A 19,494-nucleotide genomic window follows, 5' to 3' on the forward strand; every position below is an offset into this window, starting at 1 on the left:
CATGACCCCGACCCGCCGTTCCGCCCTCGCTGCCGGCGCCGCCGGCCTCCTGGCCGCTCCCGCCATCGCCTCGGCGCAGACGCCGCTGCGCTGGCGGATGGTCACCTCCTGGCCGAAGGCGCTGCCCGGACCTTCCTTCTCGGCCCAGCGCATCGCCGACCGCATCCGCGTCCTCTCCGGCGGGCGCATCGAGGTGCAGGTCTTCGCCGCCGGCGAGGTCGTTCCGGCCTTCGCCGTTCACGAGGCGGTCGGCAACCGGACCGTCGAGCTCGGCCACACAGCCTCGTTCTTCGCCATCGGCCGCGAGCCGGCGCTCGCCTTCTTCACCACCGTGCCCTTCGGCCTGACCCCGCCGGAGCACAATGCCTGGGTGCTGAAGGGCGGCGGGCAGGCGCTCTGGGATGCCGCCTCCGAGCGCTTTGGCGTGAAGCCGTTGCTCGGCGGCAATACCGGCGTCTCGATGGGCGGCTGGTTCCGCCGCGAGATCCAGTCGGCCGAGGACGTGAAGGGCCTGACCATCCGCATGGTCGGGCTCGGGGCCGAGCTGTTCCAGCGGCTCGGCGCGACCGCCATCGCCGTGCCGCCGGGCGACATCTATCCGGCGCTGGAGCGCGGGGCGGTCGACGGGGCGGAGTTCACCGCGCCCGGCTCCGACATCCAGCTCGGGCTGTGGCGCGTCGCGCCCTTCTACTACGCGCCGGGCTTCAACAAGCCGAACGGGTCGAGCGAGCTCGTCATCAACAAGGCGCTGTGGGAGGGGCTGCCCGCCGATCTCAAGGCCGTCGTCGAGGCGGCGAGCGAGGCGGAACAGGCCGTCGCCCTCGCCGAGATCGAGATCCTCAACATGGAGGCGCTGACGACGCTGGTCGGCAGCCATGGCGTCAAGCTGCGCGGCTTCCCGGCCGCGCTGGTGCAGCAGGCGCGCCGGCAGGCGGCGGACCTGCAGCGCGACCTCGGCACCCGCAGCCCGATGGCGGGCCGCGTTGCTGAGAGCTACACCGCCTTCCAGGCGCGCATCGCCCCCTGGACACGCGTCTCGACCCATGCGGCGCTCGGCGCGCGGGAGGTCTGAGGGCCGCTCTCACCTTGCACCGCAGCGAGCCTGTCCTTAAGATCGAACGATCGTTCGTCACACCGACCGAGTGCCCGCTTCCCATGGCCGACCGCGATCCGAAGAAGACCGAGCTCGACGCGGGAGCCCATGTCCTGTCGGGCAATCTCGGCAAGACGGTGCAGCGCCTGCGCAAGGCCTACAACCTGTCGCTCTCCGAACTCTCGGAGCAGTCGGGCGTCGCCAAGTCGATCATCAGCCAGATCGAGCGCAACGAGACCAATCCGACGCTCGCCACCATCTGGCGCCTCAGCCAGGCGCTCGACGTCTCGATCGAGCGGGTGCTGGCCACCGCTACCGAGGAGCCCTTCCTCGAGAAGCTGTCGCGCGCCGATACCCCGCTGCTCGTCTCCGACGACGGCAAGTGCCGGCTCTCCATCATCGGCTGGATCAAGACGGTCGAGTGGCTGCAGTGGTACGACTTCCAGTGCGATCCCGGCGGGGTGCTGGAGAGCGACGGCCACCAGCGCGGCTCCATCGAAAGCCTCTCGGTGCTGTCCGGCGAGCTCACCGTCGAGGTGGCCGATCGCGTCGAGGTGGTGGGGCCCGGCGAGAGCGCGCGCTACCGCTGTGACGGCCGCCACGTCATCCGCAACCGCGGCACGACGCCGGCCCATGCGGTCATGGTCTGCATCCTCAAAGCCGCGGTGATGGAGTGAGGCGCGTCATCGCGCGCTGAATCACGCCTCGCCGCCAAGCCCCTGATCCGGAATCGAAAAAGTGCTGCTGTTGAGGGCGAGAATCAAAGCCCTCACACATTGATTCAGCTGCGGCGACGCCGTTCGCCGGCCAGCACGGTCACCGCCATGCCGGCGAGGATGGCGGCGCTGGCGAGGACCAGGCGCAGCGTCAGCGGCTCCGCCAGCAGCAGCACAGCGCCGGCTGCCGCGATGGCCGGCACGGTCAGCTGGACCGAGGCGGCGGTGAGCCGCGACAGGCGCGGCAGGACGCGATACCAGACCGCATAGCCAAGACCTGAGGCGATGGCGCCGGAGGCGATGGCGCATGCAATGCCGAAGGCCGATGGCGCCGCCGTCCACTGGCTCCAGGCCATGAGGGCGAGGCCGGCCGGCAGGCAACGCACGAAGTTGCCGGCGGTGTCGGCGACGGGTGCGGTGGAGCCGCGGCCGAGCAGCGAATAGGCGGCCCAGCACAGGCCCGACAGGGCCATGACGAAGACGCCCATGAGGGGCGGCGCCGCGACGCCCGGCGAGACCAGCCAGACGAGGGCGGCGAAGGCGAGGGTGAGCCCTCCGATCTCGACCAGACCCGGCCTGTCGCCCGCGACCAGCGCGCGGCCGATCATGCCGGCCTGGACCGCGCCGAAGAGGACGATGGCGCCCACCGCCGCGCCGAGCCAGAGATAGGCGACGGAGAAGAACACCGCATAGCCGAAGAGCGCCACGGCCTGCGGCCAGCTCCCGGCTAGCGGCAGGAGGGGGCGGTCGCGTTCGAGCAGCCGCATCACCAGCACGAGCGTCACCGCGCCGGAGGCGAGGCGCCAGCCGGTATAGCCGAGATCGTCGATGGAGCCGGTGGCGAGCGCCAGGCGCGCGAGAATGGAATTCGCCGCGAAGGCGATCATCGCGGCTGTCGTCAACGCGCCGAGGGCGAGGACAGGGGGCATGGGGATGGGCGGCGGGCGGCCGGTCAGGGCGCGCCCGCCGATCCGGTCACTGCCAGGCGATGACCTTCTGCTTCTGCTCGCCGAGGCCCTCGATGCCGAGGGTCATGACGTCGCCGGCCTTGAGGAACTTCGGCGGCTTCATGCCGAGGCCGACGCCGGGCGGGGTGCCCGTGGTGATGACGTCGCCGGGCTCCAGCACCATGAATTCGGAAACGTAGGAGACGATGGTCTTCACGTCGAAGATCATGGTCTTGGTCGAACCGGTCTGCATCCGCTCGCCGTTGACGTCGAGCCACATGCCGAGGTTCTGCACGTCCTTGATCTCGTCGGTGGTGACGAGCCAGGGGCCGAGCGGGCCGAAGGTCTCGCAGCCCTTGCCCTTCATCCACTGGCCGCCGCGCTCGATCTGGTACTCGCGCTCGGAGACGTCGTTGCAGATGCAGAAGCCGGCGACGACCGAGAGGGCGTCCTTCTTGGAGACATAGCGGGCGCGCTCGCCGATGACGATGGCCAGCTCGATCTCCCAGTCGGTCTTCACCGACTTCTTCGGCAGCATGACATCGTCGTTCGGGCCGACGATGCAGGAGCGCGCCTTGTTGAAGAGGATCGGCTCGGTGGGGATGGCGGCGCCCGTCTCGGCGGCGTGGTCGGCATAGTTGAGGCCGACGGCGATGAAGTTGCCGACATCGCCGACGCAGGCGCCATAGCGCGGCTTGCCCTTCACCAGCGGCAGCTTCTCCCAGTTGGCCTTGGCGATCTTGGCGAGGCCCTTCTTGCCGAGCGCATCACCGGAGATGTCCGCCACGACGGAGGACAGGTCGCGGATTTTGCCATCGGGATCGATGAGGCCGGGCTTTTCCTTGCCCTTGGCGCCGTAGCGAACGAGTTTCACGATCTGTCCTCCCTCATGTCGTTGTCCGATCGTTGGCAGGATCATGAGCGGGCGCCTCGCGATCGCGCAAGGCCGCGCTGTGCATGGATGCCGCGCCGGCCGTGAAGGGGCGCTGCCCGTCCTCCGGCCGTAGCCGCGCGCCGCCGGCGCCGCGATTGCGAGCGATTTGCATGTATTGGCGATCGCTGGCTTTCCCCGCTTCGATCTGTTAGGTGCTCGCGCAGAGAGGACGGCGCGCATGGCCAAAATAGATCGTGTCCAGCTTATCGCGCTGATGAGCATCGTTATTGGCGTCGTGGTGCTTGCGCTCAAGTATCTGGCGTTCGTCCTCACCGGATCGATCGCGCTCTATTCAGATGCGCTCGAAAGTATCGTCAATGTTGTTACGGCCATCGTGGCGGCGCTGGCGGTGCGGACCAGTGGCCGGCCGGCGGACAAGGACCACCCTTATGGCCACGGCAAGGTCGAATACTTCTCCGCCGTCATCGTCGGCGTGTTCATCGTGGTGGCGGCGATCCTGATCCTGCGCGAGGCCTGGGACGGCTTCCGCGAACCGAAGGTGCTGTCCGGCGACACGATGGGCCTGATGGTCAACGGCGCCGCGGGCCTCCTCAATGCCGGCTGGTGCTGGGTTCTGGTCTCGCAAGGGCGCAAGCTGCGCTCGCCGGCGCTTGTCGCCGACGGCCATCACCTCCTCACCGACGTGGTCTCCTCCGCCGGCGTGCTGGTCGGCGTGCTGCTGGCGACCGCCACCGGATGGGCCATCCTGGACCCGGCCTTGGCCGCCATCGTTGCCGTCAACATCCTGTGGGCCGGCTGGAAGCTGATGAGCGACAGTGTCGGCGGCCTCATGGACAAGGCGCTGCCCGAATCCGAGCTCGATCGCATCCGAGCGCTCATCTCCGCCAATGCGGAGGGCGCGATCGAGGCGCATGACCTCAGGACCCGCATGGCGGGCAAGACGACCTTCCTGGAGTTCCACCTCGTCGTCCCCGGCACCATGTCGGTGGACGCGGCCCATACGATCTGCGACCGGCTGGAACAGGCCATCCGCGGCGAGGTCGGCCACGCGCAGATCACCATCCATGTCGAGCCCGAGGCCAAGGCCAAGCATTCGGGGATCGTGGTTCTCTAGGCCGCTGCGATCCGGGCTAAGAGCAGGTTGTCGCGCCATTCCTCGCCGACGCGCAGATGATCGCGCAGACGGCCCTCCGCGGTGAAGCCGAGCCGGGTGGCAAGGCCGATCGAGGCGGCATTGTCGGGGTGGATATAGGCCTCCAGCCGATGCAGCTTCAGGACCGTCGTGCAGTGCTCGATCATGGCGGCCACCGCCTCGCGGGCGAGGCCCTGGCCCTGCCGCCCGGGCACGAGAAGGTAGCCGATGGAGGCCCGGCGGTTGCGGATGTGGCCGTCATGGTAGTTGGCGAGGCCGATGCACAGGTCGGTGTCGCGGTCGGCAACCGCCCAGAAGCGGTAATAGGCCGGCGTGCAGTCGATGCAGCGCTGGACGACGCGGTCGGTGTCGATCCGCTTCTCGTGCGGCGGCGTGTTCCACCAGCGCATGGTCGCGGCATCGCAGAAGGCGGGGTGCAGGGCCTCGGCGTCCTCGGGGCGAAACTGGCGAAGCCGCAGTCGATCCGTCTCCAGGACGGGGTGGGGGACGGCCGGGCGCGCCATGGCGGTTCTCCGAAAGCCGCATCATGGCACCGCCGGATGGCGACGCGCCATACCGCGCGGTGCCGTCAGCGCGAGCGCACCAGTTCCTTCATCGCCTTGTCGAGACCGTCGAGGGTGAGCGGGAACATCCGCTGCTCCATGACGTCGCGCATCATGCCGATGGAGTGGGTGTAGTCCCAGTGCTTCTCCTTCACCGGGTTCAGCCAGACCATGGAGGAATAGATAGAGGCGACGCGCTTCATCCAGGTGACACCGGCCTCCTCGTTGAAATGCTCCACCGAGCCGCCGGGCTGCATGATCTCATACGGGCTCATCGAGGCGTCGCCGACGAAGATCACCTTGTAGTCGTTGCCGTATTTGTGGAGCACGTCCCAGGTTGGCGTGACATCGTCGAAGCGGCGGGAGTTCTTCTTCCACACCTTCTCGTAAAGGCAGTTGTGGAAATAGAAATATTCCATGTGCTTGAACTCGGCCTTGGCGGCCGAGAACAGCTCCTCGCAGAGCTGGATGTGCCAGTCCATCGAGCCGCCGACGTCGAAGAAGATCAGCACCTTGATGGAGTTGCGCCGCTCCGGCCGCATCTGGACATCGAGATAGCCGTGGCGGGCGGTCTCGCGGATCGTGCCGTCGAGGTCGAGCTCGTCGGGCGAGCCGGTGCGGGCGAACTTGCGCAGGCGGCGCAGCGCCATCTTGATGTTGCGGGTGCCGAGCTCGACCTGGTCGTCGTAGTCCTTGAATTCGCGCTTGTCCCAGACCTTCACGGCGCGGAAGTTGCGGTTGCCGTCCTGGCCGATGCGGATGCCTTCGGGATTGTAGCCATAGGCGCCGAAGGGCGAGGTGCCGCCGGTGCCGATCCACTTGGAGCCGCCCTGGTGGCGGCCCTTCTGCTCCTCGAGCCGCTTCTTCAGCGTCTCCATCAGCTTGTCCCAGCCGCCGAGCGCCTCGATCTGGGCCTTCTCCTCCTCGGTGAGGAATTTCTCGGTGAGCTTCCTCAGCCATTCCTCGGGGATGTCGACCTCGAGCCCTTCGGCGAGGCTCTCCAACCCCTTGAAGGTGGCGCCGAAGACCTTGTCGAACTTGTCGATGTTGCGCTCGTCCTTCACCAGCGTGGCGCGGGAGAGGTAGTAGAAGTCGGTCGGCGCCCGGTCGATGATGTCGGCGTCCAGCGCCTCCATCAGCGTCAGGTATTCGCGCACCGTGACGGGCACGCCAGCCTTCTTCAGCTCGTGGAAGAAATGGATGAACATGAGGGTAGTCTAGGGGCTCTGCCGGCCGTCGTCATCCCGGGACCTTCGGCGGATCAGACCAGGCCTCCGCCCTGTGGCGCCCCGAAACCGGCGGTTGCCGCCAGCCGGTCTGCCGCAGTGCGTTGTTCGTCCGCGTGGCGCATCCGGGCGCTCCGGCGAAAGCGGGCAGCCAGCCACCAGGAGAGGGGCAGCGACAGAACCAAGGCCGTAAAGGCGGCGAAATAAACCGCGTTCCGCATGTGAATAGGATGCGCCTTTGTGCCGCCGCCGTCAAAGGGGCCTGCGGATCGGGGCGATTTGCCCTAGCTGCAGCATCATGACGCCAAGACAAGCGGCAGAAACATCAAGGCCGCACACCATGCGCATGCAGCCGTCAGCGCCTTCTGCCGCGCCCTCGTCACCCAGGCCCGCCGAGCGCCGGTGGCCGCTGGTTATCGGCTGGATCCTGGCCCTGCCGGGCCTGTGGGTGATCGCGAGCTTCCTCATGTTCTCGCCCCTGTCCGACTGGGCCGGCTGTCCGGCGCCGCTCGGCGTGGACTTCCGCCCCTGTCCGCCCGGCCCCCTGGCCGGACTCGCGGACGCCATGCGGACATCGGTGGCGATCACGCTGATCGCAACCTTCATCGGGATCGGCATCCTGCCTCCGCTCTATGCGGCCGGCTTTGTCGCGGCACGTCTCGCCATCCGCATCGACCGCTGGCGGCGTCGCCTGCCGGATGGGGGCGAAGCGCCGCGGCAGCCGGGACGTCTTGTGATCCTGACCTTTGCCATTGTGTTGGGCGGGTGCGTTGCAGCGGGAATGGCGGGCCGCATGATTGAAGACGCCCGCCGCGGCGCCTTCTCGCTCGACGGGTTCGGCGAGGGCCTCCTTGGGCTCGCGGCCATGGTGGCGCTGGTCTATGGCGCCTATCGGCTCGTTCGCTGGGGCGTCAGGTCCTTGCGCGGCGGCTAAGCTCGTTCAGTCGCCGCCACCACCCCCGTCGCCGCCACCACCCCCGTCGCCGCCGCCGGAATCACCGCCGCCGCTGGACTCGCCGGCATCGTTGCTGTCGTCGGAGCCGGAGCCACCGTCCGAGCTGTCACTGTCGCTGTCGCCACCGCCGAGAATTCCCTTCAGCACGAAGACGAGCAACGCCACGGCGGCGCTGGCGAGGACGAGGATGAGGGCAAGGGTCGAGGTCATGGGGTCTTGGGTTCCTGATTCAGGACCCTGTCATTCCAGAATCTCCACGTTTCGGCGCGATGGCACCAAACGCGGTGTCCGGTGTCATCCCGGCTGCGCGGGGGCGCGGCGCCGGAGCAGGGCGGCCGCCAGGACGCAGACTGGCAGGATCAGCGCCGTCCAGGCCGCGCCGTAGCCGGCATGGTCGGTGATGAGGCCGAAGAGGAAGGGGCCGGCGGCCATCGCCACCATGCAGAGGGTGGTTGCAAAGGCGACCGTCGACGCGATGGAACTGCGCGGCGCGCTCTCGGCGATGAGCAGCAGATAGAGCGGGAACCAGCCGATGCCGAAGAGGCCGAGCACGGCGAGGGCGGCGGCCACCATCGGCAGGGGCGCGCCTGCCGGCAGGAGGGCGAGCAGCGCAGCGGTGCCGGCGGCGAACAGCGCGATGACGGCGAAGCAGTCCACGCGCCGGCCCGGGAACAGGCGATCGCAGGCAAAGGCGAGAAGGACGCGGGCAGGAATGCCCACCGCCTGCAGGCCTGCGAAGAGGCCCGCGGCCCAGACGAGGCCATAGCCCAGTCCCTCCGCGAGATAGCCGATGAGATGCGCCGTCACCGTGAACTGGAACGCCGACATGGCGATGCCCAGTCGCAGGACGGGCCAGAAGGACGGATTGGCGCCGACGGCGCGCAGCAAAGGCCTGAGCGCGAGCGGCTGTTCCGCGCTCCCGGCGGCCTGATCGGGCTCGCGGTAGAGCAGGCCGAACAAGGCGGCCCCCAGGAGCGAAATGATGGTGGCGGCCCAGAGCGCCGTCCGCCAGCCATGGACGGCGGCGAGATAGGGCAGGAGAGCGGCAGCCGCCATGGTGCCGAAGGGAACGGCGCCCTGCCGGAAGCCTGTGGCGAGACTGCGATGCTCCGGCGGGAACCAGCGCAGGATGGCGCGGGTGCCGCCCGGCTGAACCGCCGCATAGGTGCCGCCGAGCGCCGCCATGGCGATGAGGAGACCAGCGAGCCCGTCGGCGAAGAGGGCGGCTGCGGCCGTGCTCGCGGCCATGCCGAGCATGGCCAGCGCGACCACCAGCCGCTCGCCGTGGCGATCGATGGCGCGGCCGAGCGCCACCATCGTGGCGATCTGCGCGGCGTTCATCGCGGTGACGGCGAGCGAGGCGGAGGCGAGCGAGGTGCCGAAGGCGTCGCGCCAGAAGGGCACGAGGATGTAGACGCCCTGGGCGACGATGGAGCCGGCGGTCTGCGTGCCGACCGCCACGGCGAGGATCGCCCAGATGATCGGGCGGGTGGTGGCGGCGGCGTGGGCGGGCAGGGGGGTCATGGCGGCATCCGGCGGGTGGGGTGCCGCAGTGAAGCCGAGCCTCTGCCGAACAAAAACCCATGGCTCGATGGTCTCAATGATATCCATTTGTTATGACTGGGCCATGCGGACCCTTGATGCCGATGCTGTCGAAGCCTTCATCCTCGTCGCCGACCTCGGCTCGTTCACGCGGGCGGCGGCGGTCCTCAACACGACGCAGGCCGCCGTGTCGCTGCGCATCCGCAGGCTGGAGGATCATCTCGGGCGGCGGCTGCTGGAGCGCACGCCCCGGCAGGTCCGGCTCTCGCATGCCGGGGCGCGCTTCCTCGAACCTGCCCGCGACCTGATCGCCGCGGGCCGGCGGGCGGCCGAGGCGGTGCAGGACGAAAGCCTCAGTCTCGCGCTTGGGGTGACCCACCACCTGGTCGGCCCCGGCCTGCCGCGGCTCCTGCGGCAGATTGCGGTGCGCGACAGCGGCGTGACGCTGCACCTGCGCACCGGCGGCACGCGGGCTCTTCTCGATCGTTTCGATGCGGGCGAACTCGACGCGGTCGTGGTGCTGCGCCACGACGAGAGCCGGCGCGGCGGTGAAACCCTGCTGACGGAGCCGTTCGGCTGGTATTGCGCGGGCGATATCGACCTACCGCCGGGCGCGCCCGTGCCGCTTGCGGCCCAGCCCGAACCCTGCGCCCTGAGGGCCATGGCGGTGCGGGCGCTGGAGGCAGCGGGACTTGGCTGGCGGGAGGCCTTCGTCGGCAATGGCGCGGCTGCGGCCGGGGCGGCCGCGTCGGCCGGGCTCGCCATTGCGCCGCTGGCGCGCCGGGCGGCGCCGGTGGACACGGTGGATGTCGGCCCGCGCCTCGGCCTTCCGGCGCTCCCCGGCCGCGAGGCGGTGTTGCACTCGCAGGTGTCGGGAGCGCGAGCGGCGGCCGTCCTGCGCCGGATCACCGGCGCCTTCCGGGCGATGTGAGGGATCTCAGCCCGGCTCCCAGGCTCCACCCGTGGCGCGGCAGAAGCGTTGCTCGTCGAGGGTGAGGGGCGGCGGCGCGCCGAACAGGGCGCCGGCCGGATCGCCATAGACCGTGAGCGTCGCGGTGACGACGCGGCAGGGCCGGCCGGAACGGGCCTCGACCGGATAGACCGAGAGGACAATCTCGCGGCGGGCGCCGGCGCGGCTGCGCCAGGTGGTGTCGAGGCCGCGGGCGCTGGCGGCCGTGGCGGTCAGCAGGGTGCGGATCTCGCCGACATCCTCGTCGGTGAGGGCGAGGACCGGGCCGCACTCCTCCGGTCCCTCGCTGCGGGAGATGGCGGTGACCGAGCCGAAGACCGCGACGCCGCCGAGGCCTGCGCCCGCCGCGCGCGTCCCGCCGGACTGGGTGGCGCGGCAGCGCGCGACCTGGCGCTCGATCGCCCAGGCCGAACCGCCGGCCGGCCCCGGAGGGCTCGCGTCGAGCCCGGCGGAGCAGCCGGTGAGCCAGAGTGCCGCCAGTGCGGCCATGGCTGAAGGCCAACCGTTCACGGTCGTCCCCTTTGGATGTCCCGTCATGGCCGCGCGATTCGCCGCGCGGCCCGCGGACCATGCCTCAGCCGCGGCGGGCGAGGAAGGCCAGACGCTCGAAGAGGTGTACGTCCTGCTCGTTCTTCAGCAGCGCGCCGTGGAGCGGCGGGATCATCTTGCGCGGGTCCTTCTCGCGCAGCGTCTCCACGTCGATGTCCTCGACCATGAGGAGCTTCAGCCAGTCGAGCAGCTCCGACGTGGAGGGCTTCTTCTTCAGGCCGGGCACCTCTCGCACCTCGTAGAAGATGCGCAGCGCCTCGGCGACGAGCTTCTGCTTGATGCCGGGGAAGTGGACGTCGACGATGGCCTGCATCGTCCCGGCGTCGGGGAACTTGATGTAGTGGAAGAAGCAGCGGCGCAGGAACGCGTCCGGCAGTTCCTTCTCGTTGTTCGAGGTGATGACGACGATGGGGCGCTGCACCGCCTTCACCGTCTCGCCGGTCTCGTAGACGAAGAACTCCATGCGATCGAGCTCCTGCAGGAGGTCGTTCGGGAACTCGATATCCGCCTTGTCGATCTCGTCGATCAGCAGGACTGGCCGCACGGGGGCCGAGAAGGCCTCCCAGAGCTTGCCGCGCTTGATGTAGTTGGCGATGTCCTTGACCTTCTCGTCGCCGAGCTGGCTGTCGCGCAGGCGCGAGACCGCGTCATATTCGTAGAGGCCCTGTTGCGCCTTGGTGGTGGACTTGACGTGCCACTCGATCAGCGGGGCGCCGATGGCCTTGGCCACCTCGATGGCGAGCACGGTCTTGCCGGTGCCGGGCTCGCCCTTCACCAGCAGCGGCCGTTGCAGCGTGATCGCCGCGTTCACCGCGACCTTGAGGTCGTCGGTCGCGACATAGCCGCTCGTGCCCTCGAAACGCCCGGACGCCATGGAATTGCCTCTCGCCTTGCAGGGGATCGGGGGCATCGCCCCCTCGTCGTTGGCCAAGGGTAGGGGGGGCCGAGCAGCCCCGCAACACCCGGCAGAATATGCCGATCGGCACAGGCGAAACTGCCGGCCGCACAGCGGTTTACGGCCCGTTTACCATCCAACCCATTGAAAAATATAGGGTCCCCGCTGTCCGCCGTCTTGGCACGGGCGCTGCACAGACTGTTACGAAGCGCGACGGGTTGCGTCGCCTGCCAGCCGTGCAGCAGCGGCGAGGGGAGTAACGATGGGTATCTTCGGTGCAATGACCACGGCGGTCAGCGGCCTCTCGGCGCAGGCCTACGCCCTGGAAAACATTTCCGGCAACATTGCCAACTCGCAGACCACGGCCTTCAAGCGGATCGAGACGGCCTTCGTCGACCTGATCCCGGATTCGGGCCCGAAGCGCGAACTCTCCGGTTCGGTGACCGGCTATTCGCGGGCCACCAACACGATCCAGGGCCAGATCTCCGCCACCTCGATCACCACCAACCTCGCCATCAACGGCGACGGCTATTTCGTGGTGCAGCAGCCCTCTGGCTTCGTCGACGGCAAGCCGACCTTCTCCACCACCAACGCCTATACCCGCCGCGGCGACTTCACGGTCGATGCCAACGGCTTCATGGTCAACGGCGCCGGCTACTACCTGCGCGGCCTGCCGCTCGACCGCACCACCGGCAACCCGCTCGGCTCCTCGCCGGTGCCGATCCAGATCACCAACGACGTGATCCCCGCCCGCGCCACCGACAAGATCAAGTACCGCGCCAGCCTGCCGACCTCGCCGAAGACGGCACAGGCCAATGCGACCGCCGGCAGCGAGCTGATGGATCCCGCGCTCGTCGGCCAGGCCACGATCAACTCGACCAATGCGCCGAACTTCGTGGCCACCTCGGTCTCGGGCGGCTCCATCACGGCCTTCGATTCCCTCGGCAACGAGGTCAACGTGCAGGTGCGCTGGGCCAAGACGGCGAATGCCGCCGCCGGTCCGCCTGCCGTCTCCGACACCTGGAGCGCCTATTACCAGTCGAGCTCGGCGTCCGGCGCCGAGACCTGGACCCGCATCGGTGGCGACTTCACCTTCTCCAGCACCGGCCAGCTGACCTCGCCGACCTCCTCGCCGACCATCTCCAACCTGACGGTCAACGGCACGAATGTCGGCAATGTCGAGCTCGACATCGGCACCAACGGCCTGTCGCAATATGCCCGCGCCGACGGCACGGTGCAGGTCACCGATATCGGCCAGAACGGCTATGCCGTCGGCGAGCTGATGAACGTGACCATCACCGACACCGGCCGCGTGCGCGGCAACTATTCGAACGGCCAGTCGGTGGACCTCTTCTCCATCCCGCTTGCGAGCTTCAACGGCGACAACATGCTGAAGCGCCTCGATGGCGGCGCCTTCTCGGAGACCTCGGGCTCGGGCCCGGCGATCCTCGGCGCCTCGGGACGCATCGTGTCGCAGAGCCTCGAGGGGTCGAACGTCGACATCTCCGAGGAGTTCACCAAGCTGATCATCACGCAGCAGGCCTACGCGGCCAACACCCGCATCGTGACCACCTCGAACTCGATGCTCCAGGAAACGATCAACATGATCCGCTGAGGCGGAGCATGGCGCGCGTCAAGGAGTGACCTGCGATGACCCTCACCAGTGCCCTTGCCAATTCCCTGTCAGGCCTGCGCTTCAATGCGCAGGCCACGGCGCTGACGTCGGCCAACATCGCCAATGCCGGCAACTCCACCTACACGCGCAAGCTGATCGACCCGGTCGACGCCCTCGCCGGCGATCAGATCGCCGGCGTGAAGGTCGGCTCGATCCGCCGCGAATACGATGCCTTCGTGCAGCGCCAGCTGGTCGGCGAGAAGTCGAATGCGGGCTATGCCTCCACCCGCTCGCAGTTCCTCGACCGCCTCGACCAGATGATGGGTGCGCCGGGTTCCGCCCGCGCCCTCGACACGGTGCTCAACACCTTCTCCTCGTCGTTCCAGACGCTGCTGACCTCGCCGGAGAGCGACACGGCGCGGGCCGGCGTCATCAATTCCGCGACGGTCGTGGCGCAGAGCCTCAGGAGCCTGTCGACATCGGTGCAGGACATGCGCCTCGATGCGGAGAAGGGCCTCGCCGACGCCACCACCCGCCTCAACACCCTGCTCACCGACCTGTCGAAGGTGAACGGCCGCCTCGAGGTCTCGTTCACCGACGAGAGCCGGGTTGGCCTGCTCGACCAGCGTGACGCGCTGGTCTCGGAGATCGCCGAATACACGAATGTCCGCACGGTCTACCAGGACAGCGGCGCGGTGCAGCTCTATGGCGGCGCCGGCTTCGTGCTCTTGTCGACCACCAAGCCGACCCTGTCCTTTGACGGGCGCGACCTGATCGGCCCCTCCAACGTCTATGACGCCGATCCGAACAAGCGGACGGTCGGCACGATCACGGCCGATACGCCCTCCGGCAAGATGGACCTCATCGCCGCGGGCGTCTTCACCTCCGGCAAGATCGCCGCCCTCATCGACCTGCGCGACAAGGCCATGCCGGCGGCGCAGTCGCAGCTCGACCAAATCGCCGCGAGCCTTGCCCAGGCGCTCGGCAATGGTTCGACCAGCACCCCGACGACGGTGGCCGGACCCGGCCCGACCAAGGGCTATGACACGGCGCTCGGCCCCGGCCTGTCCGACGGCGACACGGTGACGCTCGAGCTCACCGCCAACGGCGTCACCAAGAAGCTCACCTTCAAGCGCGTCGACGACACCACCGTGCCCATGTCGGACACGATGACCGCCGATCCGAACGACCAGGTCTTCCGCCTGACCGGCACCTCGGCCGCCGGCCATGCGACGCAGATGCAGACGGCGATCGATGCCTGGGCGGCGAGCGTCGGCGCCCCCGCCGGCTCCTTCTCGGTGGCCGTCTCTGGATCGAACCTGCGCGTGCTCGCCGATCCCACCGTCACGGGCGGCGCTACCGTCAATGCCGCCGCCGCCAATGTCACGGCGCGCACGCTGACCGATGGCGGCACGACGCTGCCCTTCTTCGTCGATGCGACCGCCGTCGGCGGGCTCTATTCGGACCGCTACACTGGTTCGGGCTCGCAGTTCGTGGGCCTTGCCGCGCGCATCGACGTCAATGCCGCGCTGAAGGCGGACCCGAGCGCGCTGGTGAAGCTCAACGCCACGACGCTCGAATCCGACGAGACGCGGCCGTCCTTCTTCGTGAAGGCGCTCGCCGATACCGGCCGCTACTTCAAGCCGGCGGGCGGGCTCGGCACCGACGGCAATCCCTTCCAGGGCTCGGTGCTGTCCTATGCCCGCTCGGTGATCGTCAACCAGACCAATGACGCCGCCAGCGCCAAGCAGGTGGCGGACGGCCAGGAGGCGGTGGTGACCCAGCTGCAGGCGCGCTTCGACAGCGTCGCGGCGGTCAACATCGACGAGGAAATGACCCTGCTGATCCAGCTGCAGACCGCCTACGGCGCCAATGCGCGCGTCATGAGCGCGGTCCGCGAGATGCTGGACATGCTGCAGAAGATGTGAGGCGCGTCATGGCCATCAGGACCTCAGGCATCATCTCGGGACTGAGCGCAGCGGATTTCCTGCGCATGAAGGACCAGCTCTCCGACCTCCAGCGCCAGCTCGGCACCGGCAAGAAGGCCGAGACCTATGGCGGCCTTGGCGCCGAGCGCGGCTTCTCGCTCGCCTTCCGCGCCTCGATGAGCCAGATCGACGCCTGGCAGCAGAGCATCTCGCTGGTCTCGACCCGCATCTCGATCATCGACACGTCGCTGACCGGCATCTCCAACATGATCTCGTCGACCAAGACGTCGATGCAGCCGAACGAGTACAAGCTCTCGTCCGGCCAGACGATCGGGCAGGTGGCAGCCGGCCAGAGCCTGTCCTCCATCGTCTCCATGCTGAACGCCAACGATGGCACGCGCTACGTCTTCGGCGGCCGCAAGTCGGCGACGCCGCCGGTCGCCGATCCCTCGATCTTCCTGAACGGCGACAATTCCAAGGATGGCTTCCGGACCGTCCTGCTCGAGCGGATGCAGGCCGATCTCGGCGTCGCCTCCGCCTCGCCCGAGGCCAATCCCGCCGCCACCGGCCGCGTGACCCTGTCGGCGCAGGGCACCCAGCCCGTGACCCTCACCGAGGATGGCGTCCACAGCTTCGGCCTCAAGGTCGCAGCCCCCACCGGCGCCATCGACGGCATCACGGCCACCCACACCGCCGGTCCGCCCGCCTCGCTGTCGCTCGCCGCCGGCGCCGGCAACGCCTCGGTCGGCCAGGCCATGACGCTGAAGTTCACGCTGCCCGATGGCAGCATCGAGCAGATGACGCTGACCGCCGTCTCGGCCGATGCGCCGGTCGTGGCGGCCAACGAGTTCAAGATCGGCGCGACTTCGACCGATACGCTCAACAATCTGCGCGCCACGCTCGGCACCCAGCTCAGCAAGCTGATCGGCGGACCGCTCGCCGCCGCCTCGGCGGTGAAGGCGGGCGAGGACTTCTTCAAGGGCGAGGCGACCGCCAGCGCCGGCCCGCCGCCGGTCGAGCAGGGCATCGCCAAGCGGCTGGTGCCGGGCGTCTCCGGCACCATGGCGGACGCGGTGGCCTATGACACGCCGCAGAACGCCGAGGCGCGCACCGTGCGCTGGTACCAGGGCGACCTCGTCTCCTCCAATCCCCGGGCAACCGCCTCGGCCGAGATCGACAATGCCCAGTCGGTCTTTTACGGCGTGAGGGCCGACGAGGAGGCCCTGCGCACGGCCGTCCAGTACATGGCGGTGGCGAGCAGCCTGAAGTTCAGCGAGTCCGATGCCAATGGCCTCGCCCGCTTCCAGGCGCTGACGCCGCGCGTCGTCTCCGGCCTCAGCATGGAGAAGGGGACGCAGACCGTTCAGTCGATCCAGATCGACATCGCCGCGGCGAGCACGGCGGCCGACAGCGCCAAGACCCGGCATGCCGATCGCAAGTCGATGCTGGGCGGTCTCGTGACCGATATCGAGCGGGCCGATCCGAACGAGGTCGGCGTGCAGATGCTGGCGCTGCAGACCAACCTTCAGGCGAGCTACCAGACCAGCTCGATGCTCTCGAAGCTGACCATCGTCAACTACATGTAAAATCGGCCGCGCAACTTTCGCCGATGGGCCAGGTCGCGGCCTGCGCGCTCCCCCTTGAACGAACCGGTTGCGGGCCGGCCACGGTCCGTGTGACGGTACCGTGACACAGGGGGAGGGATCCATGTCCAATGCCGAAGCTGGCGACTTCCGCGAGATCGCCCGCGGACTTGGAACGGTCATGCGCTATGCCTCGGGCGACGTGCTGTTCCGCGAGGGCGACGAGCCCGTTTACATGTATTTCGTGCTGGGCGGGCGGGTGGAGATGACCAGCCACGGCAAGTTCATCGAGACGGTCGAGGCCGGACGGGCGCTCGGCACGGTCTCCATGGTGGACAAGAACCCGCGGTCCGCCACCGCGACGGTGCTGGAGGCGGCCGAGGTGGCGCTGATCGACCAGAGGAAGTTCCGCTTCATGGTCGAGGAGATCCCCGGCTTCTGCTGGTTCGTCATGGACGTGCTGGTCCAGCGGCTGCGCGCGACGAACGAAAAGCTCTGACAGCCCCCCGCCGGCGGTTTCGCCTGGGGTCTCATGCCCTGGGATGGGGAGGGAGCGGGCAGGGGCCCGCCCCGGATCAGGCGCGGCCGGCGAGGCCCGCGGCGATGTTCGAATTGATCGAGACGAGGATGGTCAGCTTCTCGGGCGCCGGCTCGATCTCGATGTCGATGGTGCGCTGGAAGATGAACAGGCCGAGATTGGCGATGTTGTTCTTGATCGGCAGCGGCAGCGGATTTTCGGGCTTGGTCGCCGAGGTGGACAGGATGGTCCAGAGCTTGCGGTTATAGGCGAGAGCCGGGCTCAGATCGCCCCGTGACTGCTCCCAATTGTCCTTGACTGACTGAAGCCTGGCGGCGGCTTTGAGAAGCAGGCTCGCCTCCAGATCGCGGGGACTCGCGGTGGAGGTGACCTTAGCCGTCGACGCGTACGCTGCTGCCCCGTGATGCATGTTCCAGCAGAGTCCCTTCGTACTCGATGAGGCCTTTTGTGGCCTTCAGTGCTTTGTAGAGCGCACCGGTTAATATGTGATTGTTGATGTCGTCGATGAATCGCAATGTCGAGGGAGCGGCCTTCACCACGTCGTTGACGAGGTCGAAATACATCTTGTGGTGGCTGACCGGGTCGCGCGACAGGTACATCAGCTGCACGATCAGGTAGATCTTCTTGCAGGGGGTGTCGGCGGCCTCGATGGTCATCACGTCCTTCTCGCGAAGGATGGGGGCTTCGCCCTCGATGGTGAGCCTGGTGCGCTGGTCGTCGTTGACGATCACGCTGTCGCCGAGGATGAACTTCTCGCCGGGCTTCAGTTCGACCTTGAGCGCCATGGACTGCCTCCGCACGATTCGTCGATCGGCGGAATGCTAGCACAAGCCGAACAAACGGCGAGAAAGCCTGCCGCCTGGCGCCTCAGCCGCCGAAGAGCCTCAGGACGCTCTGGTCGGCCTGGTTCGCCAGCGACAGTGCCTGGGTCGACAGCTGCTGGCGGGTCTGCAGCGCCAGCATGTTGGCGCCTTCCTCGTTCATGTCGGCAAGGACGAGGTTGTCGGCGCCGGTCTTCAGCGTGTTCGCCATTTCCTGCGTGAACTTCTGGCGGATCTGGACGAGCGCGAGGTTCGAACCGAAGGCGCTCGACTGCGAGCGCAGCATCGACATGGCCTGGGAGAGCTCGCCCAGCGCGTCGTTGATGTCCGCGTCGGTCTGGAAGCGGTTCTTCTGGTCCTTGATGGCGAGGTCCTGGTCGACCGAGAAGCGCACGCCGGTGATGGTCAGCGACGAGGTCTGCCGCTCGTTGAACATGGCCTGCAGCGTGTCGGCATTCAGCAGGTTCACGCCGTTGAAGCCCGAATCCTTGGCCAGCTGGTCGATCTGGCGGCGGAGTTCGGAGAACTGCGCGGCAATGTTGGAACGGGTGACGTTGATCTCGCCGGCCAGCTTGGCGCGGTCGGCGGGCGCAAAGCCCATGTTGGTCAGCGCGCTGCCGGCGTTGGACGAGGACAGCGTCAGCGGCTGGGTGCCGATGGCCTGGATGACCAGGCGGCCATCGGGCGAGAGCAGGGCGCGGGCATCGGCGCCGGCCGTCGAGCCGATGGTGACGCCGGTGCCGGTGGCACTGGTCGCCTCGGTGTTGTTGTTGATGGCGTCGACGAGGTTGCCGACGGTCATGCCGGCCGCGATGGTGAGCACCGTCTGGCGGTTGGTGCCGGTGTTGATGGTGATCGTCTCGCCGGCGGCGAAGCCGAGCGTGGTCAGATCGGTCTGCGGGGTGAGGGCTCCGACCAGGCCGTTGACGGTCGGCAGTACGCCGCCGAGCCGGGCGGTGGTGGCGGCCGAACCCTGCGCCTGACGGGCGAGGGCCTGGGCATTCTCGACGACCCGGACGATGGAGCGAATACCGTTGTCGGCGGCTTCCAGCGTCTTGATCGCGGTGCCGATGCCATCGAGCAGGTTGGTGATGTCCGTGGCGCGCGAATTGAGCATCGCGGCGGAGAAGAAGTTGCCGGGGTTATCCAGCGCCGTATTGACCTTCTTGCCCGTCGACAGCCGGTACTGCGTGCGATCGCGCAGGTCGGCGGTGCCCATCAGGGAGAGAAGGTTGCCGCGAATGCCTTTGGAAAGGACGATGTCGCTCATGGGTGGTCCTCGGCCGGGCCCGACGATTCTCACGGGCCTTTGACGCACCCTGCCCCGTTAACCCTAACCAATGGTTAATTTCCGTCTCAGTGAGAATTTTCGTCGTCTTTTTAGGGGCTTGGCAGGGCAGGGTGTGTCCCGTCCGACACGGCAGAAGTTAACCGGCAGGAATTGCCGGGTGGTCCTTTGCCGGCGCGGCCAGATTGCGCCGGGCTGCCCGCGGGGCTATCTGCGCTGGCATCGAGACCGCGCGGGA

20 protein-coding genes are annotated in these 19,494 nt (G+C 68.1%); 9 read left to right on the plus strand and 11 right to left on the minus strand.

The features are described from left to right. The first annotated feature begins 1 nt into the window (after position 1). Positions 2-1,072, plus strand: coding sequence for a TRAP transporter substrate-binding protein (locus C8P69_RS16925; RefSeq protein WP_108178620.1), 1,071 nt, complete (start codon positions 2-4; stop codon positions 1,070-1,072). 83 nt (positions 1,073-1,155) lie between these two features. Further along, the gene (locus C8P69_RS16930) at positions 1,156-1,770 is read left to right on the plus strand and encodes a helix-turn-helix domain-containing protein (protein ID WP_108178621.1); all 615 of its coding nucleotides are present in this window, start codon (positions 1,156-1,158) and stop codon (positions 1,768-1,770) included. Between the two features lie 104 nt (positions 1,771-1,874). On the opposite strand, the gene C8P69_RS16935 is transcribed toward C8P69_RS16930, so the two are convergent. Both C8P69_RS16935 and C8P69_RS16940 read right to left on the minus strand, forming a co-directional pair. Beyond that, positions 1,875-2,738, minus strand: a complete 864-nt coding sequence (locus C8P69_RS16935) for a DMT family transporter (RefSeq protein ID WP_245902100.1) — start codon at positions 2,736-2,738, stop codon at positions 1,875-1,877. Positions 2,739-2,784: 46 nt separating this feature from the next. Then, the gene (locus C8P69_RS16940) at positions 2,785-3,630 is read right to left on the minus strand and encodes a fumarylacetoacetate hydrolase family protein (protein WP_108178623.1); all 846 of its coding nucleotides are present in this window, start codon (positions 3,628-3,630) and stop codon (positions 2,785-2,787) included. A gap of 238 nt (positions 3,631-3,868) precedes the next feature. On the opposite strand from C8P69_RS16940, the gene C8P69_RS16945 reads away from it, so the two are divergent. Further along, entirely contained in the window at positions 3,869-4,765 is an 897-nt protein-coding gene (locus C8P69_RS16945) for a cation diffusion facilitator family transporter (RefSeq protein WP_211353839.1), read from the plus strand. On the opposite strand, the gene C8P69_RS16950 is transcribed toward C8P69_RS16945, so the two are convergent. Together C8P69_RS16950 and C8P69_RS16955 are read right to left on the minus strand one after the other, a co-directional pair. Beyond that, a complete protein-coding gene (locus C8P69_RS16950) occupies positions 4,762-5,307 on the minus strand; it encodes a GNAT family N-acetyltransferase (RefSeq protein WP_108178624.1) in 546 nt (181 codons plus the stop codon). The genes C8P69_RS16945 and C8P69_RS16950 overlap by 4 nt on opposite strands. Before the next feature lie 65 nt (positions 5,308-5,372). Continuing rightward, positions 5,373-6,554, minus strand: coding sequence for a vWA domain-containing protein (locus C8P69_RS16955; protein WP_108178625.1), 1,182 nt, complete (start codon positions 6,552-6,554; stop codon positions 5,373-5,375). Positions 6,555-6,912: 358 nt separating this feature from the next. Between C8P69_RS16955 and C8P69_RS16965 the strand changes: the two genes are divergently transcribed. After that, positions 6,913-7,506: a hypothetical protein gene (locus tag C8P69_RS16965; protein WP_146167368.1), complete on the plus strand. Its 594-nt coding sequence runs from the start codon at positions 6,913-6,915 to the stop codon at positions 7,504-7,506. Between the two features lie 6 nt (positions 7,507-7,512). Here C8P69_RS16965 and C8P69_RS16970 read toward each other — a convergent pair whose 3' ends face one another. Further along, a complete protein-coding gene (locus tag C8P69_RS16970) occupies positions 7,513-7,737 on the minus strand; it encodes a hypothetical protein (RefSeq protein ID WP_108178628.1) in 225 nt (74 codons plus the stop codon). 84 nt (positions 7,738-7,821) lie between these two features. After that, on the minus strand, positions 7,822-9,051 hold the full coding sequence (locus C8P69_RS16975) for an MFS transporter (RefSeq protein WP_108178629.1): 1,230 nt from the start codon (positions 9,049-9,051) through the stop codon (positions 7,822-7,824). Between the two features lie 103 nt (positions 9,052-9,154). Between C8P69_RS16975 and C8P69_RS16980 the strand changes: the two genes are divergently transcribed. Next, the gene (locus C8P69_RS16980; protein ID WP_108178630.1) at positions 9,155-10,000 is read left to right on the plus strand and encodes a LysR family transcriptional regulator; all 846 of its coding nucleotides are present in this window, start codon (positions 9,155-9,157) and stop codon (positions 9,998-10,000) included. 6 nt (positions 10,001-10,006) lie between these two features. On the opposite strand, the gene C8P69_RS16985 is transcribed toward C8P69_RS16980, so the two are convergent. Next, positions 10,007-10,549, minus strand: a complete 543-nt coding sequence (locus C8P69_RS16985; protein ID WP_146167369.1) for a hypothetical protein — start codon at positions 10,547-10,549, stop codon at positions 10,007-10,009. 64 nt (positions 10,550-10,613) lie between these two features. Further along, the gene (locus C8P69_RS16990; RefSeq protein ID WP_108178632.1) at positions 10,614-11,462 is read right to left on the minus strand and encodes an AAA family ATPase; all 849 of its coding nucleotides are present in this window, start codon (positions 11,460-11,462) and stop codon (positions 10,614-10,616) included. Between the two features lie 283 nt (positions 11,463-11,745). Here C8P69_RS16990 and C8P69_RS16995 point away from each other — a divergent pair, with 283 nt between their 5' ends. The 4 genes from C8P69_RS16995 (at position 11,746) to C8P69_RS17010 (ending at position 17,108) form a co-directional block, all read left to right on the plus strand. Further along, entirely contained in the window at positions 11,746-13,098 is a 1,353-nt protein-coding gene (locus C8P69_RS16995) for a flagellar hook protein FlgE (RefSeq protein WP_108178633.1), read from the plus strand. A 35-nt stretch (positions 13,099-13,133) separates the two neighbouring features. Next, complete coding sequence (gene flgK, locus C8P69_RS17000) at positions 13,134-15,026, plus strand: flagellar hook-associated protein FlgK (protein WP_108178634.1); 1,893 nt, start codon at positions 13,134-13,136, stop codon at positions 15,024-15,026. Between the two features lie 8 nt (positions 15,027-15,034). Then, positions 15,035-16,612 carry a hypothetical protein gene (locus C8P69_RS17005; protein ID WP_108178635.1) on the plus strand — a complete coding sequence of 526 codons (1,578 nt, stop codon included), beginning with the start codon at positions 15,035-15,037 and terminating at the stop codon, positions 16,610-16,612. A 121-nt stretch (positions 16,613-16,733) separates the two neighbouring features. Then, complete coding sequence (locus C8P69_RS17010) at positions 16,734-17,108, plus strand: Crp/Fnr family transcriptional regulator (protein WP_108178636.1); 375 nt, start codon at positions 16,734-16,736, stop codon at positions 17,106-17,108. Between the two features lie 76 nt (positions 17,109-17,184). Here C8P69_RS17010 and flaF read toward each other — a convergent pair whose 3' ends face one another. The 3 genes from flaF to C8P69_RS17025 form a co-directional block, all read right to left on the minus strand. Then, positions 17,185-17,556, minus strand: a complete 372-nt coding sequence (gene flaF / locus C8P69_RS17015; RefSeq protein ID WP_108178637.1) for a flagellar biosynthesis regulator FlaF — start codon at positions 17,554-17,556, stop codon at positions 17,185-17,187. After that, entirely contained in the window at positions 17,519-17,932 is a 414-nt protein-coding gene (gene flbT, locus C8P69_RS17020) for a flagellar biosynthesis repressor FlbT (protein WP_108178638.1), read from the minus strand. Before flbT ends, flaF begins: the two co-directional genes overlap by 38 nt. A gap of 82 nt (positions 17,933-18,014) precedes the next feature. Next, positions 18,015-19,238, minus strand: a complete 1,224-nt coding sequence (locus C8P69_RS17025) for a flagellin N-terminal helical domain-containing protein (protein ID WP_108178639.1) — start codon at positions 19,236-19,238, stop codon at positions 18,015-18,017. Positions 19,239-19,494: the final 256 nt, after the last annotated feature.

The organism is Phreatobacter oligotrophus (genome assembly GCF_003046185.1).
GTDB lineage: Bacteria > Pseudomonadota > Alphaproteobacteria > Rhizobiales > Phreatobacteraceae > Phreatobacter > Phreatobacter oligotrophus.